The organism is Ruania suaedae (assembly GCF_021049265.1).
In the GTDB taxonomy this organism is placed as follows: Bacteria; Actinomycetota; Actinomycetes; order Actinomycetales; family Beutenbergiaceae; genus Ruania; species Ruania suaedae.
The window spans coordinates 161,628-181,181 of the sequence record NZ_CP088018.1 but is presented as its reverse complement, the minus strand read 5'-3'; the positions used below and the strand labels follow the sequence as shown (position 1 = coordinate 181,181).

Genomic DNA, 19,554 nt, shown 5'->3' with positions numbered 1-19,554 from the left:
CATGGCTGGGCAGGCTGGGGACGCGGCGCCGTCCTGCCAGTTCTTTGGCGCAGCGCGGACAGGCTCGAGCGGTAACTCTCAGCGTCCGGCTTTCGGCTTCGCCGGCACCCGTACCGGCCAGCGCCGGAGCACCCGGTTGCGCGAGCCCCGGCCCAGGACCCGCTCGAGCAGCTGGGCCACCAGCGCGAACCCCAGCGCCGCGAGCGAGCACCACAGCACCAGCCGGACGAGCGGCTCGGTCCCGGCGAACGGCACCGAGCCCCCGGCTGCGACGATGCCCGCCGAGATCGCGGCGACCAACCCGGCTCCGCCCAGACCGGCCAGCAGCTCGGCCACGTCGAGCGAGGTCGGTGCGCTGTGGCGAGCCAGGAGCGCCGGATCGGGCCGATCGGCGAGCGGGTCGGCCACGGCGGCGTGCACCGTGGCGCGCTCGGCGGTACGAGCCAGGGCACCGACGAGCAGTCCGCCGAGGGTGAGCAGACCACCGCACACCCCGAGCACCACGATCACCGTGAAGAGGCCGTCCATCGCCGACTCCACCCCCTCGTCATAGGACACGGGCTCACCGAACCTGCCACCCGGCTGGCGCACGCTGATCCCGAGCATGACGAGCGCGCCCACCACGGCCAGCAGGACCCCGCCGACCCGGCTGAGCCAGTGCCCCACCCGCTCAGGCCCGGAGCGCTGCTGCTGCGTGCCGCCCGCGCCCGTGATCCGTGCCGCACGCCCGAAGGCGCGGTCGCGCGCCGGGCGCGGCCAGGCGGCACGGGCTCGTTCGGCTGCCCGGGCGTGCGCGGGCCGGAGCACGCGGCGGACCAGGACGATGCCCGACCACGACGCCAGGCAGACCCCGACGGCCACGCCGGCGGCGATCCAACCGACCGGATCGTCGGCATCCTCGAAGGCGACCACCACGAACATCACCACGGCGATGGCGCCGAGTCCGAGCGTCCACGCGAGGAACACGACCAGGGCACTGCCCACCGTGCCCTCGAGCAGGCGCCACTGCGCCGGTACCGGGACCCGATCGGTGGCGTCCTCGGATTCGCCGGCCCGCGCAAGCCCGCGCGCCCCGGCCAGATGCATGGCCGCGTCGGCCACGCCTGCGAGCAGGCCGGCGGCGGCTGCTGCGGCCGTCACGATGCCGACCGCCATCCGCGCCCACGCGTCCAGCCCCTGGCGGAGCTCGTAGTCCTCGATGAGCGCGCCCTCCTCCATCGCGAGCCCCAGCACCACGATCGCGAGGAACATCACCCCGCACCCGGCAGCCACCGGGAGCAGGGTGGAGCGCACCGCCGTCGCGAGCTGAGCGACCCCGCCGAGCGGATGCTCGTACCAGTGCGAGTCCGGCGTGGCGGGTCTGCCCTCAGCGTGCCTGACGTCCTGCCCCGCCGGCTGCCCGTGGGTCTGCTCAGCCAAGGCGTTCGCGCAACCAGTCCAGGTCGGCCGTGTGCTCGGCTGCCCCGCCCGGTGTCTCGACCACCACGGGCGCACCGGCCTGGCGGACGAGCTCCACGAGGTCGTCCCCGGGCAGTGACCCCTGGCCCAGGTTGGCGTGGCGGTCGGCCCCGGAGTTGAAGGCGTCGCGGCTGTCGTTGGCGTGGACGAGGTCGATGCGCCCGGTGACGGCCCTGACCCGGTCCACGAGGCCGGCGAGCTCTTCCCCGCCGGCATAGGCGTGGCAGGTGTCGAGGCAGAAGCCCACCTGGTCACCGCCCTCGGCCCCGCCGATGGCGTCCCACAGCCGGGCGACCTTCTCCACACCGCGGGCCATCGCCTTGTCCCCGCCGGCGGTGTTCTCGATGAAGATCGGCACCTCGGCCTCGAGCCGGTCCACGCACTTGCGCCAGTTGTCGAAGCCGGCCGCGTCGTCGTCGGAGGCGAGCACATGGCCCCCGTGCACGACCACCCCGATCGCGCCGATCTCGGCCGCCAGACTCACCTGCTGCTGCAGCATCTTCCGGCTCGGGATCCGGATCCGGTTGTTCGTGGTGGCGACGTTGATGACGTAGGGGGCGTGCACCACGAGGGTGATACCGGCCTCCTGCGCCGCCTGCTTGAGCGCCGCCGGGCCGTCCGGATAGCCGACGGCGTGCCCCTTGAACGCCTGCGGGTCACCGATGAAGATCTGCGCGAGCTGCGCCCCGCGCGCTGTCGCCGCCGCGATCGGGTCGGCCTGGTCCACGTGCGCTCCGAGTACTGCCATGGTGCCGAGACTAGCGCTCACCTCCGACGCCGCGACTCCCGAGGTCACGCGACGCAGCGGACCGCCCGCACGCGCTAGTCTCAGCGCTGTCGCACCGATCCAGGAGGCTCCCTTGTCCATGCCCGGCCCGGCCCGCACCGTCAGCCTGAACCTCGACCGCAGCACCGGCGCCACCGTCTTCCAGACGACGCCCGCGCGGCTCGTGTGGACTGCCGACGACCAGATCCAGGTCATCGACCGCTCCCCGCTCGGGGACAAGGACCTGGTGCTGAGCGTGCGGCCGCAGGAGATCACCAAGGCGACGTACATGCCCAACATCGGCGCCGCGCAGTCCTACCTGACTCTCAAGACGGCCACGTCGAAGGTGCGGCTGGACCTGGGCGCCGCCCACCCCACACCGCTGGCGCACGAGTCGGTGGAGCAGTACAACCAGCGGGTGGCTGCCGAGGGCATCCCTCCGCACATCTGGTGGACCGACCGGCTCGCGACCTACGGCGTGCCCACGAAGGTCTGGAGCTTCTGGAAGATCTTCGGGATCACCTTCGCCGTGACGATCGGGGTCATCGTGATCGCCACGGTGATCGCGGGGCTGGCCGGAGCGTTCTGACGCCGGGCTACCTTCCCCGGGCATGACGAAGCCCGCGGGTCTCGGCTGGTGCCGAGTGCCACATGGACGAACTGTGGCCCCGCGGGCTCCCGGTGACTGCCGTGGTCTCGCCAGCGCACGTGCGCCACGAGACGGCGGTCCGTCCGTGTCATTGACGGGCGACTAGCGGACAGTCACCTCACGCGTCCTAAGAACATTCACTTCTTGGACCACCTCCTTTCCCGTGTGCGCACCACGCTACGACGGTGAGGAGCCCGGCGCCAGGGTTTTTCTGCGACGACGTCGCCAGAGCATGACGGCGGTCTCGGCGAGGGCCCCGATCACGACGGCGACCAGGCCCACCCAGGGCGAGGCGTCGAGCGCCACGACGGCGATGATCACGGCGAGGACGATGAGCCCGCGCAGGAGGTACTCCCAGCGCCGCAGCTTCACGCCCTCCCACCAGTACCTCAGCCCGGCAGGCTCGCCGGGCACCGCGCCGGCGTCGACGCGAGCCGGCCGCGGCACCCCTGCTCCACTCTCGCTCACCATCGAAGGATCCCACCACCGTCAAGCGCCGGCGACGTGGCAGGCTGGCACCCATGCAGCTGCGCATCTTCACCGAACCCCAGCAGGGCGCCACCTACGACGATCAGCTCGCGGTCGCCCAGGCCACCGAGGATCTCGGCTTCGACGCCTACTTCCGTTCCGACCACTTCCTCGCCATGGGCACCGACGGGCTGCCCGGCCCCACCGACTCGTGGGTGACGCTCGGTGGCCTGGCCCGGGAGACGTCGAGGATCCGGCTCGGCACCCTGGTCTCCTCCGCCACCTTCCGCCATCCCGCGCTGCTGGCGATCCAGGTCGCACAGGTCGATGCGATGTCCGGCGGGCGGGTCGAGCTCGGCCTCGGCACCGGTTGGTACGCCCAGGAGCATGCCGCCTACGGCATCCCCTTCCCCGACAAGCGGTTCGGGATCCTCACCGAGCAGCTGGCCGTGATCACCGGCCTCTGGCAGACCCCGGTCGGGGAGACGTTCTCCTACGACGGCGACCACTACCGCCTCACCGACTCCCCCGCCCTACCCAAGCCCGTGCAGTCGCCGGTGCCGATCGTCGTCGGCGGCCAGGGCAAGAGGCGCACCCCGGCGCTCGCTGCCCGCTACGCCGCCGACTTCAACCTCGGCTTCGCGCCACTGGACCAGATCGAGTCCGGATTCGAGCGGGTGCGCGCCGCCTGCCGGGACATCGAGCGCGACCCGGCCGAGATCACCTACTCAGTAGCCCTGGTCGCCTGCGTGGGCACCGACGAGGCCGAGTTCACCAAGCGAGCAGCCGCCATCGGCCGCGAACCCGCCGAACTGCGCGAGACCGGCGTGGCCGGCACCGTCAGCGAGGTGGCCGACCGGCTGGCCCGGCTCGCCGAGATGGGCGTGCAGCGCACCTACCTGCAGATCCTGGACCTGTCCGATCTGGACCACCTGGACCTCATCGCCCGGGAGGTTGCGCCCCAGCTCTGAGGCCGGTCCTGAGACGGCCCTCAGACGGCCGGGAAGCGCTCGGCGTGGTGGTGCACGATCCGCCACCGGTCCTCGCCGCGGCGCAGCACATCGGTCACCCGGAACGTCTCGTCCGCGGCGGACTCGTGGTGGGCGCGCAGCACGAAGTGCGCCACCGCCGTCGAGTCCCATCGCTGCACCCGGAGGTCCTCGGGGCGCACCCACAGCGGCCGCGGGCCGGCCCCGCCCCGCTCGGCCCGCGCGTCGCGTAGCTCATCCAGCCCGGCGAGGCCCTCGATCAGCGTCGGCGCATCCGACTCCCAGATGGTGATCGCCGGATCCAGGGTCGCGTCGAACGCCGCCCGGTCCCCCAGCGCGCGGTAGAGCGCCCGGATGGTCTCGGCGACCTCCTCGGGGTCTGCGGTGCCGCTCGCGGTCTGCTCGGTCATCGTCGCTCCTCGAAGGTCGTGGTCAGGGCGGTGCGCAGCGGGTCGAGCCCCATCGGGCCCAGCCGCAGCGCGGTGGTGTGGAAGTCCAGCAGGTCGAACCCGGCGCCGGCCTGCTCGGCCACGGCCTGCCGGGTCTGGCGCCACAGCCGCGCGCCCACGGAGAACGCGAGCGCCTGCCCGGGCCAGCCGAGGTAGCGGTCGACCTCGAAGCCGGCGGTGACCGGATCCACCTGGGCGACCTGCTGCAACATCTGCGCGCCCAGCTCCGGGGTCCACCGCCTCGCCCCCGCCGGCAGACCGGGCGCCCCGGGGGGCACGGGCTTGTCCAGGTGCAGGCCGATGTCGATGACGATCCGGCAGGCGCGCCACAGCCGGGCGAAGACCATGCCGAGCTCCTCCCCCGGGGTGCGCAGCAGCCCGAGATCACCGGCCAGCTCCTCGGCGTAGTGGGCCCATCCCTCGGCGTAGCCGTGCACCTGGCACAGCAGCCGCTGCCACGGGTGCAGGTCGGTCAGGGCGTAGGTGACGGCGTGCTGCAGGTGATGGCCGGGCACTCCCTCGTGGTGGACCGTGCTCACCTCGTGCCAGATGGCCACGCTCTCGGTCCCGGCCGGCACCGTCCACCAGACCCGCCCCGGGCGGGTGAGGCCGGCGTCGGGTGCGGTGTAGTACATGACCCCGGAGGCCGCCGTCGTGAGCATCGCCTCCACCGGCCGCGTGCGGGCGGGCACGTCCACCAGCACCCCGTCGACCGCGGTCATCGTCTCGTCGATGCGGCCCTGCAGCCACGTGCGCAGTTCCTCACCCACTGCCACCCGCCCGGAGGCGTCGGCGTCGAGGGCGGCCACGGCGGCCGCCACGTCGGGGGCTCCGGTGATCTCGGTGGCGAGCTCGCGAGCCCGCGAGCGCAGCTGCTCGATCAGCTCCCACCCGAACTCGTAGAGCTCGTCGGGATCGACCTGGGCGCCGAGGAACGCCTGGCTGGTGCAGGTGTACACGTCCCGCCCGACGGCGTCCGCTGCCGGGGCGTGTTCGGCGAGGGTGGCGCCGAGGTACTGCGCGAAGTCGGTGGTGGCCTCGGTGGCCAGGGCCGCACCGCGGGCGAGGGCGGCCGCCGTCGCCCCGTCGCCGTCATAGCCGGAGACGACGCCCGGGTAGTAGCCCTGGGAGACCCAGAGCCGGCACTGCTCGGCCACCGCGAGGACCTGCCGGCGGGCGACGACATTTCCGGCCTCGGCCTGCTCGGTGAGGGTCCGGCGGAACCGGGCCAGCGCCGTCGGGACGTGCTCGAGGTGGCGCGCCACGCGCTGCCAGTCGGCCTCGCCGGTGCGCGGCAGGTCGTCGAAGGCCTGCCGGACCTGGTGCACGGGTGTGGCCAGCGGGGCGAGCAGCCGGCGGGTGAAGCCGACCTCGTCGAGGGCGATGTCGCTGCGCAGCCGCTCGGCCAGCGCCGCGGCGAGCGGGTCGGCGGCGGCGGAGGGGTGCTCGCCGGTGAGCCGCGTGAGCGCCGCCAGCGCCTGCTGATCGGCGGCGTGGCGCTGCGCGAAACCCTCCGGCGAGAGGTCCCCGATGACCAGGTCGGGCTCGTGGCCGAGGGCGGCGGCGGTCTCGGGGTCGACAGCCGAGCGCGCCTGCAGATAGTCGTCGGCGACTGCCCGGACAGCGCGCGCGGTGCTCGTGTGCGCGCTCATGCCGGAGCCGTTCATGCCAGGGCCGCCCGGACGGCCGGCAGCACGGCCGAGCCGAGCAGGCCGATGCCGCCGGTGCCGGTCAGGCCGTGCGGGGTGCCGAACTCCACCCGACCGGCTCCGGCCTCGACCAGCCGCAGCGTGTGCTCGACCAGCTGGGCGGGGGTGCCCGCGAAGGCGAAGGCGTCGAGCAGGTCGTCACTGAGCAGCGCACCCGCATCGTCCGGGCGGCCCTCGGCGAGCAGCACCCGCAGCCGGGCCAGCAGCTCCTCCTCCACGTGCACGGTCGGGTCCAGGGCGGCCACCACGTCCACGTACATGGCCACCTCGCGGCGGGCGAGCCCGCGGGCGACGTCGCCGTCGTCATCGACCACGGTCACGGCCCCGGCGCACACGTCCACCGTTCCGGCGCCGCGCCCGGCGGCCACGGAGGCCTCGTCCAGCCAGGTGCGCATCCGGGCCACCATGTCGGGGTTGGCACAGCCGCCGATCTTGACCTCGTCGGCCAGCCGACCGGCCAGCGCCGCCCCGCGCGGCCCCCAGACGCCCAGCAGCACGTCCACCTCCGCACGCTCGGGCGTGTAGTGCAGCCGGAAGCCGGGCTCGAGTGCGAAGACCCGGCCGGTGTAGCCGCTCTCGTCCCCGGCGAGCAGCCGGCGCACGATCTCGATGGTGTCCTCCAGGTGCGCGAGCGGACGATGCTGGCGCACGCCGACCTGCTCCAACCAGGAGCCGCGCGCCAGGCCGAGATAGGCGCGTCCGCCGGAGGCCTCGTCCAGGGCCGCGATCTGCCCGGCGATCTCGACCGGGTGCAGCAGGAACGGGTTGAGGCAGGAGGGGCCCAAGCGCAGCTTCTCGGTGACGTCGGCCGCCACCATCAGCGGCGCCATCGGCGGCTGGAAGCCGAGGTCGGAGTAGACGGACAGGCCGTCGAACCCGTGCGCCTCGACCGCCCGCGCCTGCCGGGCGTACTCGGTGGCCCGCTTGTCGGACTGCAGGGCGATGGTCAGGGTCGCGCTCACGTGAGCTCCTCGGTGGGAATGCTGGTGCGGCCGGTGCGCTCGATGCGCATGATCAGCCGCTCCTCCGGATCGGGGCAGGCCACCTCGTTGTCGGTGGCGAGCCAGTCACCCGGGTCCACCGCACGCTGGGCCGCGGGCAAGAGCGGCAGCACCGCCGAGAGGGCGTACAGGCAGAAGTGGCCACCCTCGGGCAGCGAGAGCCGGCTGGAGCACGTCACCTCGAAGGCATCGCCGGGGGCCATCCCGCACACCGAGCGCCCCTCGATCCGGTCCACCACCACCCGCAGGTCGTGCAGCTCGGTGCGTCGCTCGGCCATCAGACCCTCCTGGTCAACGGGTGCAGCATCCCCCGGTCATCGCGCACCGGCCGGCCGGACTGGACCACCGCGTGCATCGACCGCAGCGCCGAGATGTCGGTGAGCGGGTCGTCGTCGAGCACGAGCAGGTCCGCCCACGCGCCGGGGACGAGCCCGCCGAACTGCCCGGCCTGCCCCAGCCACGCCGCACCGGCGCTGGTGGAGGCGACCATCGCGGCGTGCGGGCTCATCCCCGCCTCGACCATGAACTCGATCTCCCGCACGGTGGCGGTGGTGCCCTCGAAGGCGGCCTGCGGCGGCATGTCCGAGCCCATGATGATCTCCACCCCGGCGGCGATCGCGTGCTGCAGGCTCTCCCAGTGGCGCGGCCCGGCGGCGAGCGCCCGCTCCATCATCCACTGCGGCACCTGGTTGGCGCGGAAGAACTCCTCGCAACGGCTCACGGTGATGGTCGGCACGTAGCTGACGCCCCGCTCGGCCATCAGCGCGCACAGCTCGGGGGTGAGCTCATAACCGTGCTCCACGCAGTCCAGGCCGAGCTCGACCGCCCGGGTGATCACCGGCGCAGGGCCGGCATGCGCGGTGACCTTGCGTCCCCAGTCGTGCGCGGTGCGCAGCACCGCCGCCATCTCCTCGTCGGTGAGCTGCGGGGTGTCGATCGACTCGTGCTCGCCCGCGATGCCGCCGGAGATGCACACCTTGATCAGGTCCGCGCCGGCCCGCAGCTGGGCGCGGGTGGCGCGCGTGAACCCGTCCGCGCCGTCGGCCTCCATCCCGTCGGAGTCGTGCCCGTGCCCGCCGGTGCAGCACAGCGCGTGCCCGGCGGTGAAGATCCGCGGACCGTCCACGGCACGGTGGTTGATCGCGGTGCGCAGCGACATGTCCGCGTAGCGCGTCTCACCCACCAGGCGCACCGTGGTCACCCCGGCGTGCAGCACCTGCCGCGCGTTGCCGGCCATCAGCAGCACCAGCTGGGCGTCATCGGCGCCGTGCAGGGCGTCCTGCATGGGCCCGGGCAGGCCCAGGCCCAGGTGCACGTGCATGTTCACCAGGCCGGGGATCACGACGGCGCCGCCCAGGTCCACCACGGTGTCCTCACCCGGTGCGGGGGCAGTGGCGTCCGGCCCGACCGACTCGATCCGCCCGTCGGCGCCGATGACGATCGTCTGGCCGGTGAGCGTGGCCGGGGACGTGCCGTCCCACAGCCTCGCTCCGGTCAGCACGGTCCGGGATGCGGTGGCGTTCATGCGTCCTGCCTCTCGTTCGTCTCGACGTGCAACCAGCAGGCGGTGCTGCGTTCACCCAGGCGCACCACCGGGGGCTCGTCGGTGCAGAGGTCCATCGCGGCCGCGCACCGGGGCCGGAACCGGCACCCGGTGGGCACGTGCGCGGCGTCGGGCACCTCCCCGGCGAGCGCAGCCGGCAGTGTCGCCTCGGTGCTGATCCGGGGGATGGCCTCCACCAGGGCGCCGGTGTAGGGGTGGGCGGGCGAGCGCCAGACGGCGTCGGTGGGCCCGTCCTCGACGATCCGGCCGAGATACATCACCGCCGTCCGGTCGGCGATCTGGCGCACCAGCGCCAGGTCGTGGGAGATGAACAGCATGCCCACGTCCAGGTCGCGCACCAGCGAGGTGAGCAGGGTGACGATCTGCGCCTGCGCGGAGGCGTCCAGCGCCGTCACCGGTTCATCGGCGATGAGGATCTCCGGCCGCGGGGCCAGGGCGCGGGCGATGGCCACCCGCTGACGCTGCCCGCCGGAGAACTGGTGCGGGTAGCGTTCGGCCGCCTCGGCCGGCAGGCCCACCCGCGTCAGCAGGTCCGCCACCTCGGCGGCCGGGTCGCCCGCGGCCGCCGGGATGCCGTCGCGGATCTGGGAGCCGATGGTGCGGCGCGGGTTCAGCGAGGAGTACGGGTTCTGGAACACCATCTGCACGCGCACGTCCGAGCGCGTGCGCCAGCCCACCGGCTGTACCGGGGAGCCGTCCAGCCGCACGGCCCCGCCGCTGACACGCTCCAGACCGACCACCGCCCGGGCGAGGGAGGACTTCCCGCAGCCGGACTCCCCCACCAGGCCGACCACCTCCCCGCGGGCGACGCTCAGGCTCACGCCGTCGACCGCGTGCACCCTGCCGCGTCCGCGGCTGTGGAAGGTCACCTCCAGGTCGGTGACCTCCAGCGCCGCTGCCCTGGGGGTCACTCCCGGCGCCGTCATGAGCGCGCTCCCGTCAGGTCCGGGCGGACCACGCAGGCCACCTCGTGGCCGGGCACGGCCTCGGTGAGGGCGGGCACCGCCGTCGTGCACTCCTCGACGGCGTGCACGCACCGGGGGGCGAACGGGCACCCGGCCGGCGCGGTGGCGGGCGTGACCGGGATACCGGGGATGGAGCGCAGCTCACGCCGGGCAGTGCCCTCGCTGCCCTCGCTGCCCTCGCTGCCCTCGCTGCCCTCGCTGCCCTCGCTGCCCCAGGAGTCGTCCGCGTGCGGGCGGGCGCCCAGCAGCGCCGAGGTGTAGGGATGGCGGGGTGCGGTCACCAGCGCGGGCGTGGCACCGGTCTCCATCACGCGGCCGGCGTAGAACACGTAGGACCGGGCGGTCAGGGCGGCCAGCACGCCGAGGTCGTGGGTGACGAACAGCACCGACAGACCGGTCTCGGTCCGCAGTTCGTCCAGCAGCCGCAGGATCCCCGCCTGGACCGTCACGTCCAGGGCCGTGGTGGGCTCGTCCGCGATGAGTAGCCGCGGGTGGCAGGCGAGCGCGCTGGCGATCGCCACGCGCTGGCGCATCCCACCGGAGAACTGGTGCGGGTAGGCCTTCAGGGCGCGCTCGGGATCGGGGATGCGCACCCGGTCGAGCAGGTCCACGGCGCGTGCGCGGGCAGTCTTGCGGTCGGTGCCCAGGTGCACCCGCATGTGCTCGGTCAGCTGCCGGCCGATGCTGAGCATCGGGTGCAGGGAGGCGGTCGCGTCCTGGAAGACCATGGCGATCTCGGTGCCGCGCACCCGGTTCCAGCCGGCCTCGTCCAGATCGAGGAGGTTCACGTCCCGGGTGCCGGAGCCCTCGCGCATCCCGTGCAGCACGGCACGGCCCGAGGTCCGCGCTCCCGGGGGGAGCAGCCCGAGCAGCGCGGAGGCAGTCATCGACTTGCCGGACCCGCTCTCCCCGGCCACCCCGACGATCTCCCCCTCGTCCACGCGCAGGGTGGCGTCGTGGATGACGGGCACCTCGCCCGGCAGCCGGACGCCGAGTCGGGTGACCTCGAGCAGGCTGGTCATGACAGTCCCTTCGCGTAGCGCGGGTCCAGGCGGTCACGCAGCGCATCGCCGATGATGTTGAACGCGAGCACCACGGTCAGGATCGCCAGACCGGGGAACACGCTGACCCACCAGATCTGCAGGTCCTTCGACCCGGCGGCGATCATCGCGCCCCACTCGGGCGCAGGCGGGCGCGGGCCGAGCCCGAGGAAGGAGAGCGCGGCCAGCATCAGCACCGCGTTGCCGAGCTCGAGCGTGGCCAGCACGACGGCGGGGCCGACGCTGTTGGGGATGACGTCCTTGCGTAGGGCCTGCCATGGGCCCACCCCCAGCAGCCGGGAGGCGGAGAGAAAGTCCGAGGAACGGATGCTGAGCACGGCCGAGCGGATCACCCGGGCGTAGACCGGCCAGGAGACGATGACGAGGGCGAGCACCGCGTTACGGGTGCTCGGTCCGAAGGCCGCCGCGACCGCCATCGCGAGGATGATCTGCGGGAAGGCGAACACCAGGTCGGTCACGCGCATGATCACCTCGTCGAAGCCGCGGCCCAGATAGCCGGCGAGCAGCCCGAGCAGCCCGCCGATCGCCAGCGCGCAGGCGACGATAATGACGGCCAGCGGCAGTGACAGGCGGGCACCGTGGATCACGCGGGAGAAGACGTCCCGGCCCAGCTCGTCGGTGCCGAACCAGTGCGCGCCCGAGGGGGGCTCGTACAGGTCGGCTGATTGCGCGACCGGGTCCTGGCCGGCGATCAGCGGGGCCAGCAGCGCGGCGAGCACCCAGGCGAGCAGGATGACTGCGGCACCGATCACCGAGGGCTGGCGCCAGGTGGCGTGCACCTGACTCAGGTGCAGGCGGCGCACCCAGCGGCGCCGGCCCAGGGTGCGTTCGACGCGTGGATCGGCGCGGACGGCGTTCTCGTCGGTCCGTGACTCGATGCTCATGCGACCCGGATCCTGGGGTCGATCAACCCGTAGAGCAGGTCGACCACGAGGTTGACCACCGTGTAGACGACGGCCACGAACAGGCTCACGCCGAGGATGGCCGGCATGTCGAGGGCGCTGGCCGCGCGATAGGCGTACTGGCCCACGCCCGGCCAGGAGAAGATCTGCTCCACCAGCACCGTGCCGGACAGGAGGGCGGCGAACGCGAGGCCGCTGACCGTGATCACCGGGACGAGTCCGGCGCGCAGCACGTGCGAGGCCAGCACGGTCCGACGGGGCAGGCCCTTGGCGCGGGCGGCGCGGATGTAGTCCTGGTCGAGCACCTCGAGCATCGCCGAGCGCACGAACCGCACCAGGGTGGCCACCGTCAGGACGGTGAGCACGAGCACGGGCAGGACCGCGTGCTGGACGGCGTCCCACGCCATCGCCGGCTCCCCCGCGAGCAGCGCATCGACGCTGACCAGCCCGGTGACCTGGTCCGGCGGCACCCAGTAGGTGCTCAGCCGCCCGCCCGAGGGCGAGACGCCCAGGACGAAGAAGAAGACGTAGAGCACCAGCAGCGAGAGCCAGAACGGCGGGGTCGACAGTCCCAGCAGGGTGCCGGCCCGCACCACCTGGTCACCGGCCCGGCCGTGCCGCACCGCGGCGTACAGGCCGACCGCCACCCCGATCACCAGCGACAGGGCCATCGCCGGCAGGGCGATCTCCATCGTGGCCGGGACGTAGGTGAGCAGGTCCTGCAGCACCGAGCGACCGGTCTGCTGCGAGACGCCCAGGTCACCGCCGAGCAGGTTGCCGAGGTAGACGAAGTACTGCACGTACAGCGGTTCGTCCAGGCCCCAGCGTTGCCGGTAGGCGGCCACGATCTCGGGGTCGGCGAGCGCGGCCTCCGACAGGGTCGCGGTCATGGAGTCGCCGGGGACGAGCTGGACCAGGATGAACGTCACCAGCGTGACCCCGAGCAGCAGCACCGCGGTGATCACCAGGCGGCGCAGCAGGTAGGCGGCCAGGGCGTAGCCCTGGACGCGCCACCTGCTGCGCTGCGGCTGTGCGGTGAGGGTGGTCGTCACTGCGGCGCCACGGCCCGCAGATCCACCTGCCAGCCGGCCGGGGAGTACTCGGCTCCGCCGACGGTCTCGGTGGCGACGACCACACCGGAGTTGTAGGCGAGGGTGATGAACGGGCTCTGCTCGTTCAGCAGCTCCTGCCACTCGCGCATCGCCTCGACCTGGCTCTCGGCGTCACCGGCGGCCTGGACAGCCTCGCCGGCCGCGACCATCTCCTCGCTGGCCCGCTCCTCGGTCCAGCCCGAGCGCAGCGCACTGGCCTGACCCGGGGCGAAGTTGTTCACCAGCGAGGAGGCCACCGGGTAGTTCAGCGACTGCGGGCTGAACCGGAAGGGCACCTCGCCCGCAGTCTGGGCCTCGAGGAAGGAGGCGATCGGCTGGGGGTCCAGCACGACCTCGATCCCCGCCTCACCGGCGTCGAACTGGATCTTGGTGGCGATCGTGGCCAGGTCCACGCCGCGGTAGGTGATGGCGGGGTACATCAGTTCCACCGTCGGGTCCTCGATACCGGAGTCGGCGAGGAAGTCGGCCGCGGCGTCCAGGTCACGCTGCTGGGCCTCGTCCTCGGGCAGCGCACCCGGGAACGCGGTGGGGACCATCCCGGCGGCCGGCAGGGCGTCCTCGCCGAACAACGCCGCGAGGCCCTGGTAGTCGATCGAGGCGCGCAGGGCCTGGACGAAGTCCGGGTTGGAGGTGATCTCCGAGATCGCCGGGTCCTGGTGCAGGGTGAGGAAGTAGAAGGTGTCCTGGCTGGCGGAGACCTGCAGGGTCTCGGGCAGGTCCTCGAGCAGCCGGCCGGAGAGGTCCAGGGCGACCTGATCGCCCTCGGCGCGCGCCATCGTCAGCTTCTGCGTCTCGGCCTCGACGTTGCTGACCACGATGCGCTCGTACCCGGGCGCCTCGCCCCAGTACTCGGGGTTGGCGGTGAGCACGATCTCCGAGGCGGGGTCGAAGGAGTCCAGCACGTACGGGCCCGATCCCAGCGAGGTGGTGTTGAGGAAGTCGGTGGCGGCGTCGGCGCTGGCGGCGTCCTCGGCATCGGTGGCGCCCTCGGCCGAGGCCTGCTCGGAGTTCAGGACGCCGGCGGCGGGCATCGCCAGGATGGTCGGCACGTTCGGGTTCGGCACCTCGCTGGTCACCACCACGACCCCCTCCTCGGGGGAGCTGGCGGCCAGGCCCTCGACCGTCACCGCGGGCGAGCCCTGCAGGTTGTGCAGCCGGTTGATGCTGAAGACGACGTCCTCGGCGGTGACGGGCTCGCCGTCGGAGAAGACCGCGTCCTCGGTGAGGGTGAAGGTGAACTCGGTGGCGTCGTCGTTGACCTCCCAGGACTCGGCCAGCAGCGGCACCGGCGTGGACACATCCGAGCCCTCGAAGGTGACGAGGGTGTCGTACATGGCGTGCACGGCCAGCGCGCCGGTGGCCTCGTAGACCTGACCCGGGTCCAGGCTGTTCACCACGAACGACGTGCTGACGGTGAGCGTCCCGCCCTGGGCGGACCCGCCGTCGTCGTCGGTGGCCGCGCCACCTCCCCCGCCGCTGCCGCTACCTCCGGCGGTGCAGGCGGTGAGGGTGAGGGCGGCGGCAGTGGCCACGGCCGCGACGATGCGACTGCGTGAGGAACGCACTCCCATGGGGGTCTCCATCTCTTGCCGTGGCGGGGGCCACGAGGTCGGGTGAGGGGTCGAGCGCAGTGTCACCTGGCGGGTGTCGGGTGACCATGGGCTCCACTGAGTGAACATGAGACCATGGTCACAGCACTGTGTATAGCATCATTGAACAAGTTCATCGAAATGAAACAAAGGGGAGTGCCGTGATCGGTGACCGGCTGCGCGAGCTGCGCCGCGCCCGCCAGCTGACCCTGCGCGCCCTCGCGGAGGCGACGGGGCTCTCCGCCGCGTTGCTCAGTCAGATCGAGAACGGCAAGACCGACCCCAGTGTGGAGACGCTGCGGCGGCTGGCCAAGGTGTTCGACTCCGACCTCGCCGATCTCTTCCGGGAGCCGGACGCCCCGGCGGTGCACATCTCCCGCCCGGGTGAGCGGTTCCGGATGCAGGCCCCGGCGGGTCGTATCACCTATGAACGCCTCACGCCCGGCCGGGGCGACCTGGAGGTGCTGCACGCCGACCTCGCGCCGGGGGATGTGAGCGCGGTCGAGCCGTGGGGGCACGTGTCCACGGAGTGCGTCTACGTGATCGCCGGGCAGATCGTGGCGACCGTGGACGGCTCGGACCACGAGGTGCGGGCCGGGGAGTCGATCACCTTCGACTCCCGCCTGCCCCACCTGTTCGCGAATCGCTCCGAGACGCGTGCTCAGCTGATCCTCGCCGTCACCCCTCCCACACCCTGACGGGCAGCGCCGGAGCCTCATGACCCCGCTCCCGGGGCGGCCGGCGGCTCGGCCGGCGGGGGCTCGCTGCTCGCGAGCGCCGCGAGCTCACCCAGGGCCACCGGCTTGATCGGCAGGTGCGCCGCGGTGTAGCCCGCCTCCTGCGCGGAGGCGCCGCGGGCGGTCCGCAGCATCCGGGTGACGGCGGCCTCGCAGTAGCGGCCCTGACACGGGCCCATCCCGGCGCGGCACTCCAGCTTGACGGCGCTGACGGTCGACATCTGCGGATTCGCGGCGAGCGTGGCGGCCAGCTCACCGTGGGTGACCTCCTCGCACCGGCACAGCACCGTCTCGGCGGTGGCCAGCGCCGCCAACAACGGCTCGCGCGGTGCGAACATGCGCTGGACGACGGCGGAGAACCGCCGCGCCCGGGCGAGGCTGTGGCGAGCGTCGCGCCAGGCTGCCGGGTCCGCGCGCCCGGTGAGATCGGCGAGGACGGCCAGACCGGCCAGCGCGCCCTCCGCGCGCGCCTGCTCCGCGCCGGTGACGCCGGTCGGCTCGCCCGCCGCGTACACCCCCGCGGCCGTGGTGCGCTGGTCGCCGTCGTGCTGGACGGTCCAGCCACCCCCGCGGCGGTCCCAGCGCATCGTCGCGCGGGCCTGGCGGGCCAGCTCGGTGGAGGGCTGGAAGCCGTAGCCGAGCACGAGGGTGGTGGCCGGGACCGTCCGCGAGCGCCCGCGGGGTCGCCCCGCGGAGTCGAGCCGGGTCACCTCCACCGCCTCGACGTGGTCCGTGCCGTGGGCGGCGGTGACCGCCTGGCCGAGGCTGACGCGCACGCCCGCGCGGACCAGCCGCGCCAGGCTCGCCCCGAGCTCGGCGAGCATGGCCGCGTGGCCCGGGACGGCGGGCAGTGCCCGGATCGCCTCCCCCGGCCCCGGGAGGCCGCGGGCGAGCACCAGCTCGGTGATCTCGGCGCCGGCGCGGAGGAGCTGTTCGGCCGCCACCAGGAGCAGTGGATGCGCGCCGCAGAGCACGATCGGCCCGGGCGGGACCATCCGCTGGCTCTTCGCCAGCGCCTGGGCGGCGCCGGCCATGAGCACGCCGGGGAGAGTCCAGCCCGGCATCGGGACCGGCATGTCATAGGCGCCTGTGGCGATCAGCAGTGCCGAGACCGGCTCGCTGCGCACGCCGTCCGGGCCGCGCAGGGCGAGCCGCAGTCGAGGGGCGGGGGTGCCGGAGGTGGCGGGGCCGTCGGTGTCGGCGGGGCTGGCGGTGTCGGGATCGCGGAGCACGCCGAGCGCGGTGGTCGATCCCGCAAAGTCGATCGCGGGGTGCTCCGGGGTCCGCACCAGGGCGCGGCCCCAGGCGTAGCCGGCGGTGTAGGTGGCCTCGGCCCCGGTGAACGCCGCCGGCGGCTGGCGGAAGATCTGCCCGCCGGGCTGCGGCTGCTCGTCGACGAGCAGCACGGGCAGGTTGTGCCGGGCGAGCACATCCGCGGCGGCCAGGCCTGCCGGCCCGGCTCCCACGACGGCGACCGGGGCGGCACTCACGTGGCCTCCCGGGTGGCGCGCATCCCGTCCTGCACCGCCGTCAGGCAGGAGCGGGTGAGTGCCCGCCCGTCCACGGTGAGCACGCATTCGAAGCAGGTCCCCATGTGGCACAGCGGCGAGCGCGGCTGCCCGCTGGGCGTCCGGCGGAACTGGGTCACCCCGGCCGCCAGCAGCGCCGCGGCCAGGGTCTCCCCCTCGTGAGCGGTCACGGGGGCGCCGTCGAGGGTGATCTCGACGTCCGGCCCCCGGCGGGCGGGGGTGCGGCGGAAGGCGCGTGCGGACCTCATCGTGTCCTCTCCAGCGGGGCGGCCGGCGCGAAACGAGCCGGGTCGTAGGGGCTCAGGTCGTGGGCAGGACGGCGGTGCTGGACCAGGTCGGCGATCACCCGCGCGAAGCTCGGTCCGAGGGTGAAGGCCGATCCGCCGGTGGCGACGTAGGCGCCGGGGCTACCCGGGACGGGCCCGACCAGCGGCAGCTGGTCGGGGGTGACGGTGGTGGTGCCCACCCAGGTGCGCAGCGCCGAGACGCCCGCCAGCGACGGGACGGCCCGCACCGCGGCGGCCAGGTTGCCGGCCACGGAGGCTCCGACCAGCTCCGGCCTCCGGGTGAAGTCGGGGCGGCCGCGGGAGTCGGTGAGCAGGCGCGCCGGCCACCCGCCGCCGATGAGCACGTTCCCGCTCGTGGCCTGCTTGAGCGAGAGGCGGCGCCCGGCGTGCTGGACCAGGTGCGGGATCCGGGCGGGCTGGGCGGTGGTCGCCGTCATGGTCAGCGCCATCGGGATGGTGGGCAGGCGCGCCTGCAGTAGGTCACCGACGCCCTCGGTCCACACCCCGGCCGCCAGCACGACGGCGTCGGCGAGCACGGTGCGCCGTCCGGCGTGGGCTTCCTCCAGCTCGACCGACCATCGGCCGCCGGAGCGCGCCAGGCCGACCACCTCGGTGCGGCTGTGGATCTGCGCGCCGTGGCGGGCGGCGCCCCGGGCGAAGGCGGGCGCGGCGATGCGGGTGTCGGCCTTGCCCTCGATCGGGCAGAAGGAGGCTGCGACGACCTCCTCGGAGAGGTAGGGCGCCATCTCGCGGACCTCGGCTGCATCGAGGAGTGTGACGTCCAGGCCCCAGGACCGCTCGATCTCCGCCTTGGTCTCCAGCAGGCGCGCCTGCTCCGCGTTCTCGGCCAGCATCAGACCGCCGTGCTGGGCGACGCCGAGGTCCTCGCCGAGCTCTGCACTCAGGTGCGACCACAGCTCGGCGGCGGCCAGGTGCAGCGGCATCGCCTCGGCCGCGGTGCGCGCTGCCTCGAGGCCGTCGGCGATCATGCGGTACTCGAGCTGGAAGTGCAGACTGCCGGCGTTCTGGCCGGAGGCGTGCGCATTGAGCTGATCGCGCTCGGCCAGCAGCACCGAGACGCCGTCCCGGGCGAGCATCCAGGCCAGCGTGCATCCCAGCAGGCCACCCCCGATCACGACGACGTCGTGGCGTTCGCTCATCGCCGCCTCAGCCCACCGGTGGGCGGGTGTCGATGCCGAGGTCGCGCAGGGTGTCGGCGACGATCTGCACCTCGTCGCCGGTCAGTTCCAGCAGCGGGCGGCGCACGTAGCCGGCAGGCACCCCCTGCAGGCGCAGGGCGGTCTTCATGATCGCCTGCTGGTTGCCGAACCGGGCGCCGTAGTCTGGCTGGAACCAGCGCTGCATCACCACCCGGTCGCGAGCCCCGAGGGCGACGGCGCGCTCCCGGTCCCCGGCCGCGATCGCGCGCCAGTAGTCGGAGTGGTCCGCGCCGAGTGGGGCGCCGGAGCCCATCAATCCGTCCCCGTGGCCCAGCAGCGCCAGGTCGGCACCGAGCTCGCTGGTGGGCAGGCCGAAGTACCGGACCGAGCCCTCGAGGGCGTACATGCTCTCGAGGAACTGGGCAGCGTTCCCGGTGGAGTTCTTGATCGCCACCACGTTCTCGATCGTGGCGAGCTCAGCGAGGAGGTCGGTCCCCATGTCCACCACGCACCCCCGCGGCCAGTTGTAGACGCACAGCGGGAGGTCGGTGGCGTCACTGACGTCGCGGTAGAACTGCACGATCTCGGCTCGGCTCGGCACCAGATAGGGCGGCGGGGTGAGCAGGATGCCGTCCAGGCCGGCCCGTTCGGCGGCGTGGGCGTGGGTGATCGCCTCCTCGGCAGTGAAGGCGTTGCACGCGCCGATCACCCACAGGGAGCCGTCGGCCGCCCGTGCACCCTCGGTGAACAGCGCGGCGCGCTCGGCGGCGGACATCGAGAACCACTCGCCACTGGTGCCGGCGAGGATGATGCCGTGCAGACGCTGCTCGCGCATCCAGCCGATCTGGGCACCGAGGGCCTCGAGGTCGAGCGCGCCGTCGCGGGTGAAGGGCGTGGTGATGGCCGGGATGTAGCCGGTCCACTCGATGCTGTGGCGGTCCATGACCCTCCAGGGAGACGTCGACGCGACCGTGGCGCGGATGTCGTCATCGCGGTCGCCTGCTGTCGCAGCCTACAGTTCCATCACACGAGAGTCAGTGTGAGTGAACATCTCGGTCCTGGCGCCCATGACGTGACGCCGGGATGTCTCTGTATCCACAGGACGCTCCCCGATGCACCTCTGTCCACAACCCCTAGGCCGACTTTTCGTTGCTATTCC

General features: G+C 73.2%; 20 protein-coding genes. 3 read left to right on the top strand and 17 right to left on the bottom strand.

The window, feature by feature from the left end; translation table 11 throughout:
- Nucleotides 1-78 precede the first annotated feature (78 nt).
- Nucleotides 79-1,419 carry a hypothetical protein gene (locus tag LQF12_RS00840; RefSeq protein WP_231054122.1) on the bottom strand — a complete coding sequence of 447 codons (1,341 nt, stop codon included), beginning with the start codon at nucleotides 1,417-1,419 and terminating at the stop codon, nucleotides 79-81.
- The gene (locus LQF12_RS00835) at nucleotides 1,412-2,206 is read right to left on the bottom strand and encodes a deoxyribonuclease IV (protein ID WP_231054121.1); all 795 of its coding nucleotides are present in this window, start codon (nucleotides 2,204-2,206) and stop codon (nucleotides 1,412-1,414) included. Before LQF12_RS00835 ends, LQF12_RS00840 begins: the two co-directional genes overlap by 8 nt.
- 112 nt (nucleotides 2,207-2,318) lie before the next feature.
- Between LQF12_RS00835 and LQF12_RS00830 the strand changes: the two genes are divergently transcribed.
- Entirely contained in the window at nucleotides 2,319-2,813 is a 495-nt protein-coding gene (locus tag LQF12_RS00830) for a hypothetical protein (RefSeq protein ID WP_231054120.1), read from the top strand.
- 237 nt (nucleotides 2,814-3,050) lie between these two features.
- Here the strand turns inward: LQF12_RS00830 and LQF12_RS00825 are convergent, their stop codons facing one another.
- Nucleotides 3,051-3,344, bottom strand: a complete 294-nt coding sequence (locus LQF12_RS00825; RefSeq protein ID WP_231054119.1) for a hypothetical protein — start codon at nucleotides 3,342-3,344, stop codon at nucleotides 3,051-3,053.
- 50 nt (nucleotides 3,345-3,394) lie between these two features.
- Between LQF12_RS00825 and LQF12_RS00820 the strand changes: the two genes are divergently transcribed.
- Nucleotides 3,395-4,312: an LLM class F420-dependent oxidoreductase gene (locus LQF12_RS00820; protein ID WP_231054118.1), complete on the top strand. Its 918-nt coding sequence runs from the start codon at nucleotides 3,395-3,397 to the stop codon at nucleotides 4,310-4,312.
- Between the two features lie 20 nt (nucleotides 4,313-4,332).
- Here LQF12_RS00820 and LQF12_RS00815 read toward each other — a convergent pair whose 3' ends face one another.
- From LQF12_RS00815 to LQF12_RS00770, 10 genes are read right to left on the bottom strand one after another with little or no spacing between them, the layout of a single operon-like run.
- The gene (locus LQF12_RS00815) at nucleotides 4,333-4,740 is read right to left on the bottom strand and encodes a YybH family protein (protein WP_231054117.1); all 408 of its coding nucleotides are present in this window, start codon (nucleotides 4,738-4,740) and stop codon (nucleotides 4,333-4,335) included.
- Nucleotides 4,737-6,431: a DUF885 domain-containing protein gene (locus LQF12_RS00810; RefSeq protein WP_231054116.1), complete on the bottom strand. Its 1,695-nt coding sequence runs from the start codon at nucleotides 6,429-6,431 to the stop codon at nucleotides 4,737-4,739. The genes LQF12_RS00815 and LQF12_RS00810 overlap by 4 nt, the downstream gene beginning before the upstream one ends.
- An 11-nt stretch (nucleotides 6,432-6,442) precedes the next feature.
- Nucleotides 6,443-7,450: an LLM class flavin-dependent oxidoreductase gene (locus tag LQF12_RS00805; RefSeq protein WP_231054115.1), complete on the bottom strand. Its 1,008-nt coding sequence runs from the start codon at nucleotides 7,448-7,450 to the stop codon at nucleotides 6,443-6,445.
- The gene (locus LQF12_RS00800) at nucleotides 7,447-7,767 is read right to left on the bottom strand and encodes a TIGR04076 family protein (RefSeq protein WP_231054114.1); all 321 of its coding nucleotides are present in this window, start codon (nucleotides 7,765-7,767) and stop codon (nucleotides 7,447-7,449) included. Before LQF12_RS00800 ends, LQF12_RS00805 begins: the two co-directional genes overlap by 4 nt.
- Nucleotides 7,767-9,014: an amidohydrolase family protein gene (locus LQF12_RS00795; protein WP_231054113.1), complete on the bottom strand. Its 1,248-nt coding sequence runs from the start codon at nucleotides 9,012-9,014 to the stop codon at nucleotides 7,767-7,769. Before LQF12_RS00795 ends, LQF12_RS00800 begins: the two co-directional genes overlap by 1 nt.
- Entirely contained in the window at nucleotides 9,011-9,979 is a 969-nt protein-coding gene (locus LQF12_RS00790) for an ABC transporter ATP-binding protein (protein WP_231054112.1), read from the bottom strand. Before LQF12_RS00790 ends, LQF12_RS00795 begins: the two co-directional genes overlap by 4 nt.
- The gene (locus LQF12_RS00785) at nucleotides 9,976-11,040 is read right to left on the bottom strand and encodes an ABC transporter ATP-binding protein (RefSeq protein WP_231054111.1); all 1,065 of its coding nucleotides are present in this window, start codon (nucleotides 11,038-11,040) and stop codon (nucleotides 9,976-9,978) included. Before LQF12_RS00785 ends, LQF12_RS00790 begins: the two co-directional genes overlap by 4 nt.
- Nucleotides 11,037-11,963 (bottom strand): ABC transporter permease, encoded by a 927-nt coding sequence (locus LQF12_RS00780; RefSeq protein WP_231054110.1) that lies wholly within the window; start codon nucleotides 11,961-11,963, stop codon nucleotides 11,037-11,039. The genes LQF12_RS00785 and LQF12_RS00780 overlap by 4 nt, the downstream gene beginning before the upstream one ends.
- A complete protein-coding gene (locus LQF12_RS00775) occupies nucleotides 11,960-13,033 on the bottom strand; it encodes an ABC transporter permease (protein ID WP_231054109.1) in 1,074 nt (357 codons plus the stop codon). Before LQF12_RS00775 ends, LQF12_RS00780 begins: the two co-directional genes overlap by 4 nt.
- Nucleotides 13,030-14,664 (bottom strand): ABC transporter substrate-binding protein, encoded by a 1,635-nt coding sequence (locus LQF12_RS00770; RefSeq protein WP_231054108.1) that lies wholly within the window; start codon nucleotides 14,662-14,664, stop codon nucleotides 13,030-13,032. The genes LQF12_RS00775 and LQF12_RS00770 overlap by 4 nt, the downstream gene beginning before the upstream one ends.
- 179 nt (nucleotides 14,665-14,843) lie before the next feature.
- Here LQF12_RS00770 and LQF12_RS00765 point away from each other — a divergent pair, with 179 nt between their 5' ends.
- Nucleotides 14,844-15,380, top strand: a complete 537-nt coding sequence (locus tag LQF12_RS00765; RefSeq protein WP_231054107.1) for a helix-turn-helix domain-containing protein — start codon at nucleotides 14,844-14,846, stop codon at nucleotides 15,378-15,380.
- Nucleotides 15,381-15,397: 17 nt separating this feature from the next.
- On the opposite strand, the gene LQF12_RS00760 is transcribed toward LQF12_RS00765, so the two are convergent.
- The 4 genes from LQF12_RS00760 to LQF12_RS00745 are packed head-to-tail and all read right to left on the bottom strand — an operon-like array spanning nucleotide 15,398 to nucleotide 19,338.
- Entirely contained in the window at nucleotides 15,398-16,909 is a 1,512-nt protein-coding gene (locus tag LQF12_RS00760; RefSeq protein ID WP_231054106.1) for an FAD/NAD(P)-dependent oxidoreductase, read from the bottom strand.
- Entirely contained in the window at nucleotides 16,906-17,196 is a 291-nt protein-coding gene (locus tag LQF12_RS00755) for a (2Fe-2S)-binding protein (protein WP_231054105.1), read from the bottom strand. Before LQF12_RS00755 ends, LQF12_RS00760 begins: the two co-directional genes overlap by 4 nt.
- Nucleotides 17,193-18,395 carry an NAD(P)/FAD-dependent oxidoreductase gene (locus LQF12_RS00750; protein ID WP_231054104.1) on the bottom strand — a complete coding sequence of 401 codons (1,203 nt, stop codon included), beginning with the start codon at nucleotides 18,393-18,395 and terminating at the stop codon, nucleotides 17,193-17,195. Before LQF12_RS00750 ends, LQF12_RS00755 begins: the two co-directional genes overlap by 4 nt.
- A 7-nt stretch (nucleotides 18,396-18,402) precedes the next feature.
- Nucleotides 18,403-19,338, bottom strand: coding sequence for a dihydrodipicolinate synthase family protein (locus LQF12_RS00745; RefSeq protein WP_231054103.1), 936 nt, complete (start codon nucleotides 19,336-19,338; stop codon nucleotides 18,403-18,405).
- Nucleotides 19,339-19,554: the final 216 nt, after the last annotated feature.

What these genes read in the sequence shown, in the direction of transcription:
- LQF12_RS00835 (WP_231054121.1), bottom strand. Translation starts at nt 2,206, where the DNA reads ATGGCAGTACTCGGAGCGCACGTGGACCAGGCCGACCCGATCGCGGCG.
- LQF12_RS00825 (WP_231054119.1), bottom strand. Translation starts at nt 3,344, where the DNA reads ATGGTGAGCGAGAGTGGAGCAGGGGTGCCGCGGCCGGCTCGCGTCGAC.
- LQF12_RS00820 (WP_231054118.1), top strand. Translation starts at nt 3,395, where the DNA reads ATGCAGCTGCGCATCTTCACCGAACCCCAGCAGGGCGCCACCTACGAC.
- LQF12_RS00815 (WP_231054117.1), bottom strand. Translation starts at nt 4,740, where the DNA reads ATGACCGAGCAGACCGCGAGCGGCACCGCAGACCCCGAGGAGGTCGCC.
- LQF12_RS00810 (WP_231054116.1), bottom strand. Translation starts at nt 6,431, where the DNA reads ATGAGCGCGCACACGAGCACCGCGCGCGCTGTCCGGGCAGTCGCCGAC.
- LQF12_RS00800 (WP_231054114.1), bottom strand. Translation starts at nt 7,767, where the DNA reads ATGGCCGAGCGACGCACCGAGCTGCACGACCTGCGGGTGGTGGTGGAC.
- LQF12_RS00795 (WP_231054113.1), bottom strand. Translation starts at nt 9,014, where the DNA reads ATGAACGCCACCGCATCCCGGACCGTGCTGACCGGAGCGAGGCTGTGG.
- LQF12_RS00790 (WP_231054112.1), bottom strand. Translation starts at nt 9,979, where the DNA reads ATGACGGCGCCGGGAGTGACCCCCAGGGCAGCGGCGCTGGAGGTCACC.
- LQF12_RS00785 (WP_231054111.1), bottom strand. Translation starts at nt 11,040, where the DNA reads ATGACCAGCCTGCTCGAGGTCACCCGACTCGGCGTCCGGCTGCCGGGC.
- LQF12_RS00780 (WP_231054110.1), bottom strand. Translation starts at nt 11,963, where the DNA reads ATGAGCATCGAGTCACGGACCGACGAGAACGCCGTCCGCGCCGATCCA.
- LQF12_RS00770 (WP_231054108.1), bottom strand. Translation starts at nt 14,664, where the DNA reads ATGGGAGTGCGTTCCTCACGCAGTCGCATCGTCGCGGCCGTGGCCACT.
- LQF12_RS00755 (WP_231054105.1), bottom strand. Translation starts at nt 17,196, where the DNA reads ATGAGGTCCGCACGCGCCTTCCGCCGCACCCCCGCCCGCCGGGGGCCG.
- LQF12_RS00750 (WP_231054104.1), bottom strand. Translation starts at nt 18,395, where the DNA reads ATGAGCGAACGCCACGACGTCGTCGTGATCGGGGGTGGCCTGCTGGGA.
- LQF12_RS00745 (WP_231054103.1), bottom strand. Translation starts at nt 19,338, where the DNA reads ATGGACCGCCACAGCATCGAGTGGACCGGCTACATCCCGGCCATCACC.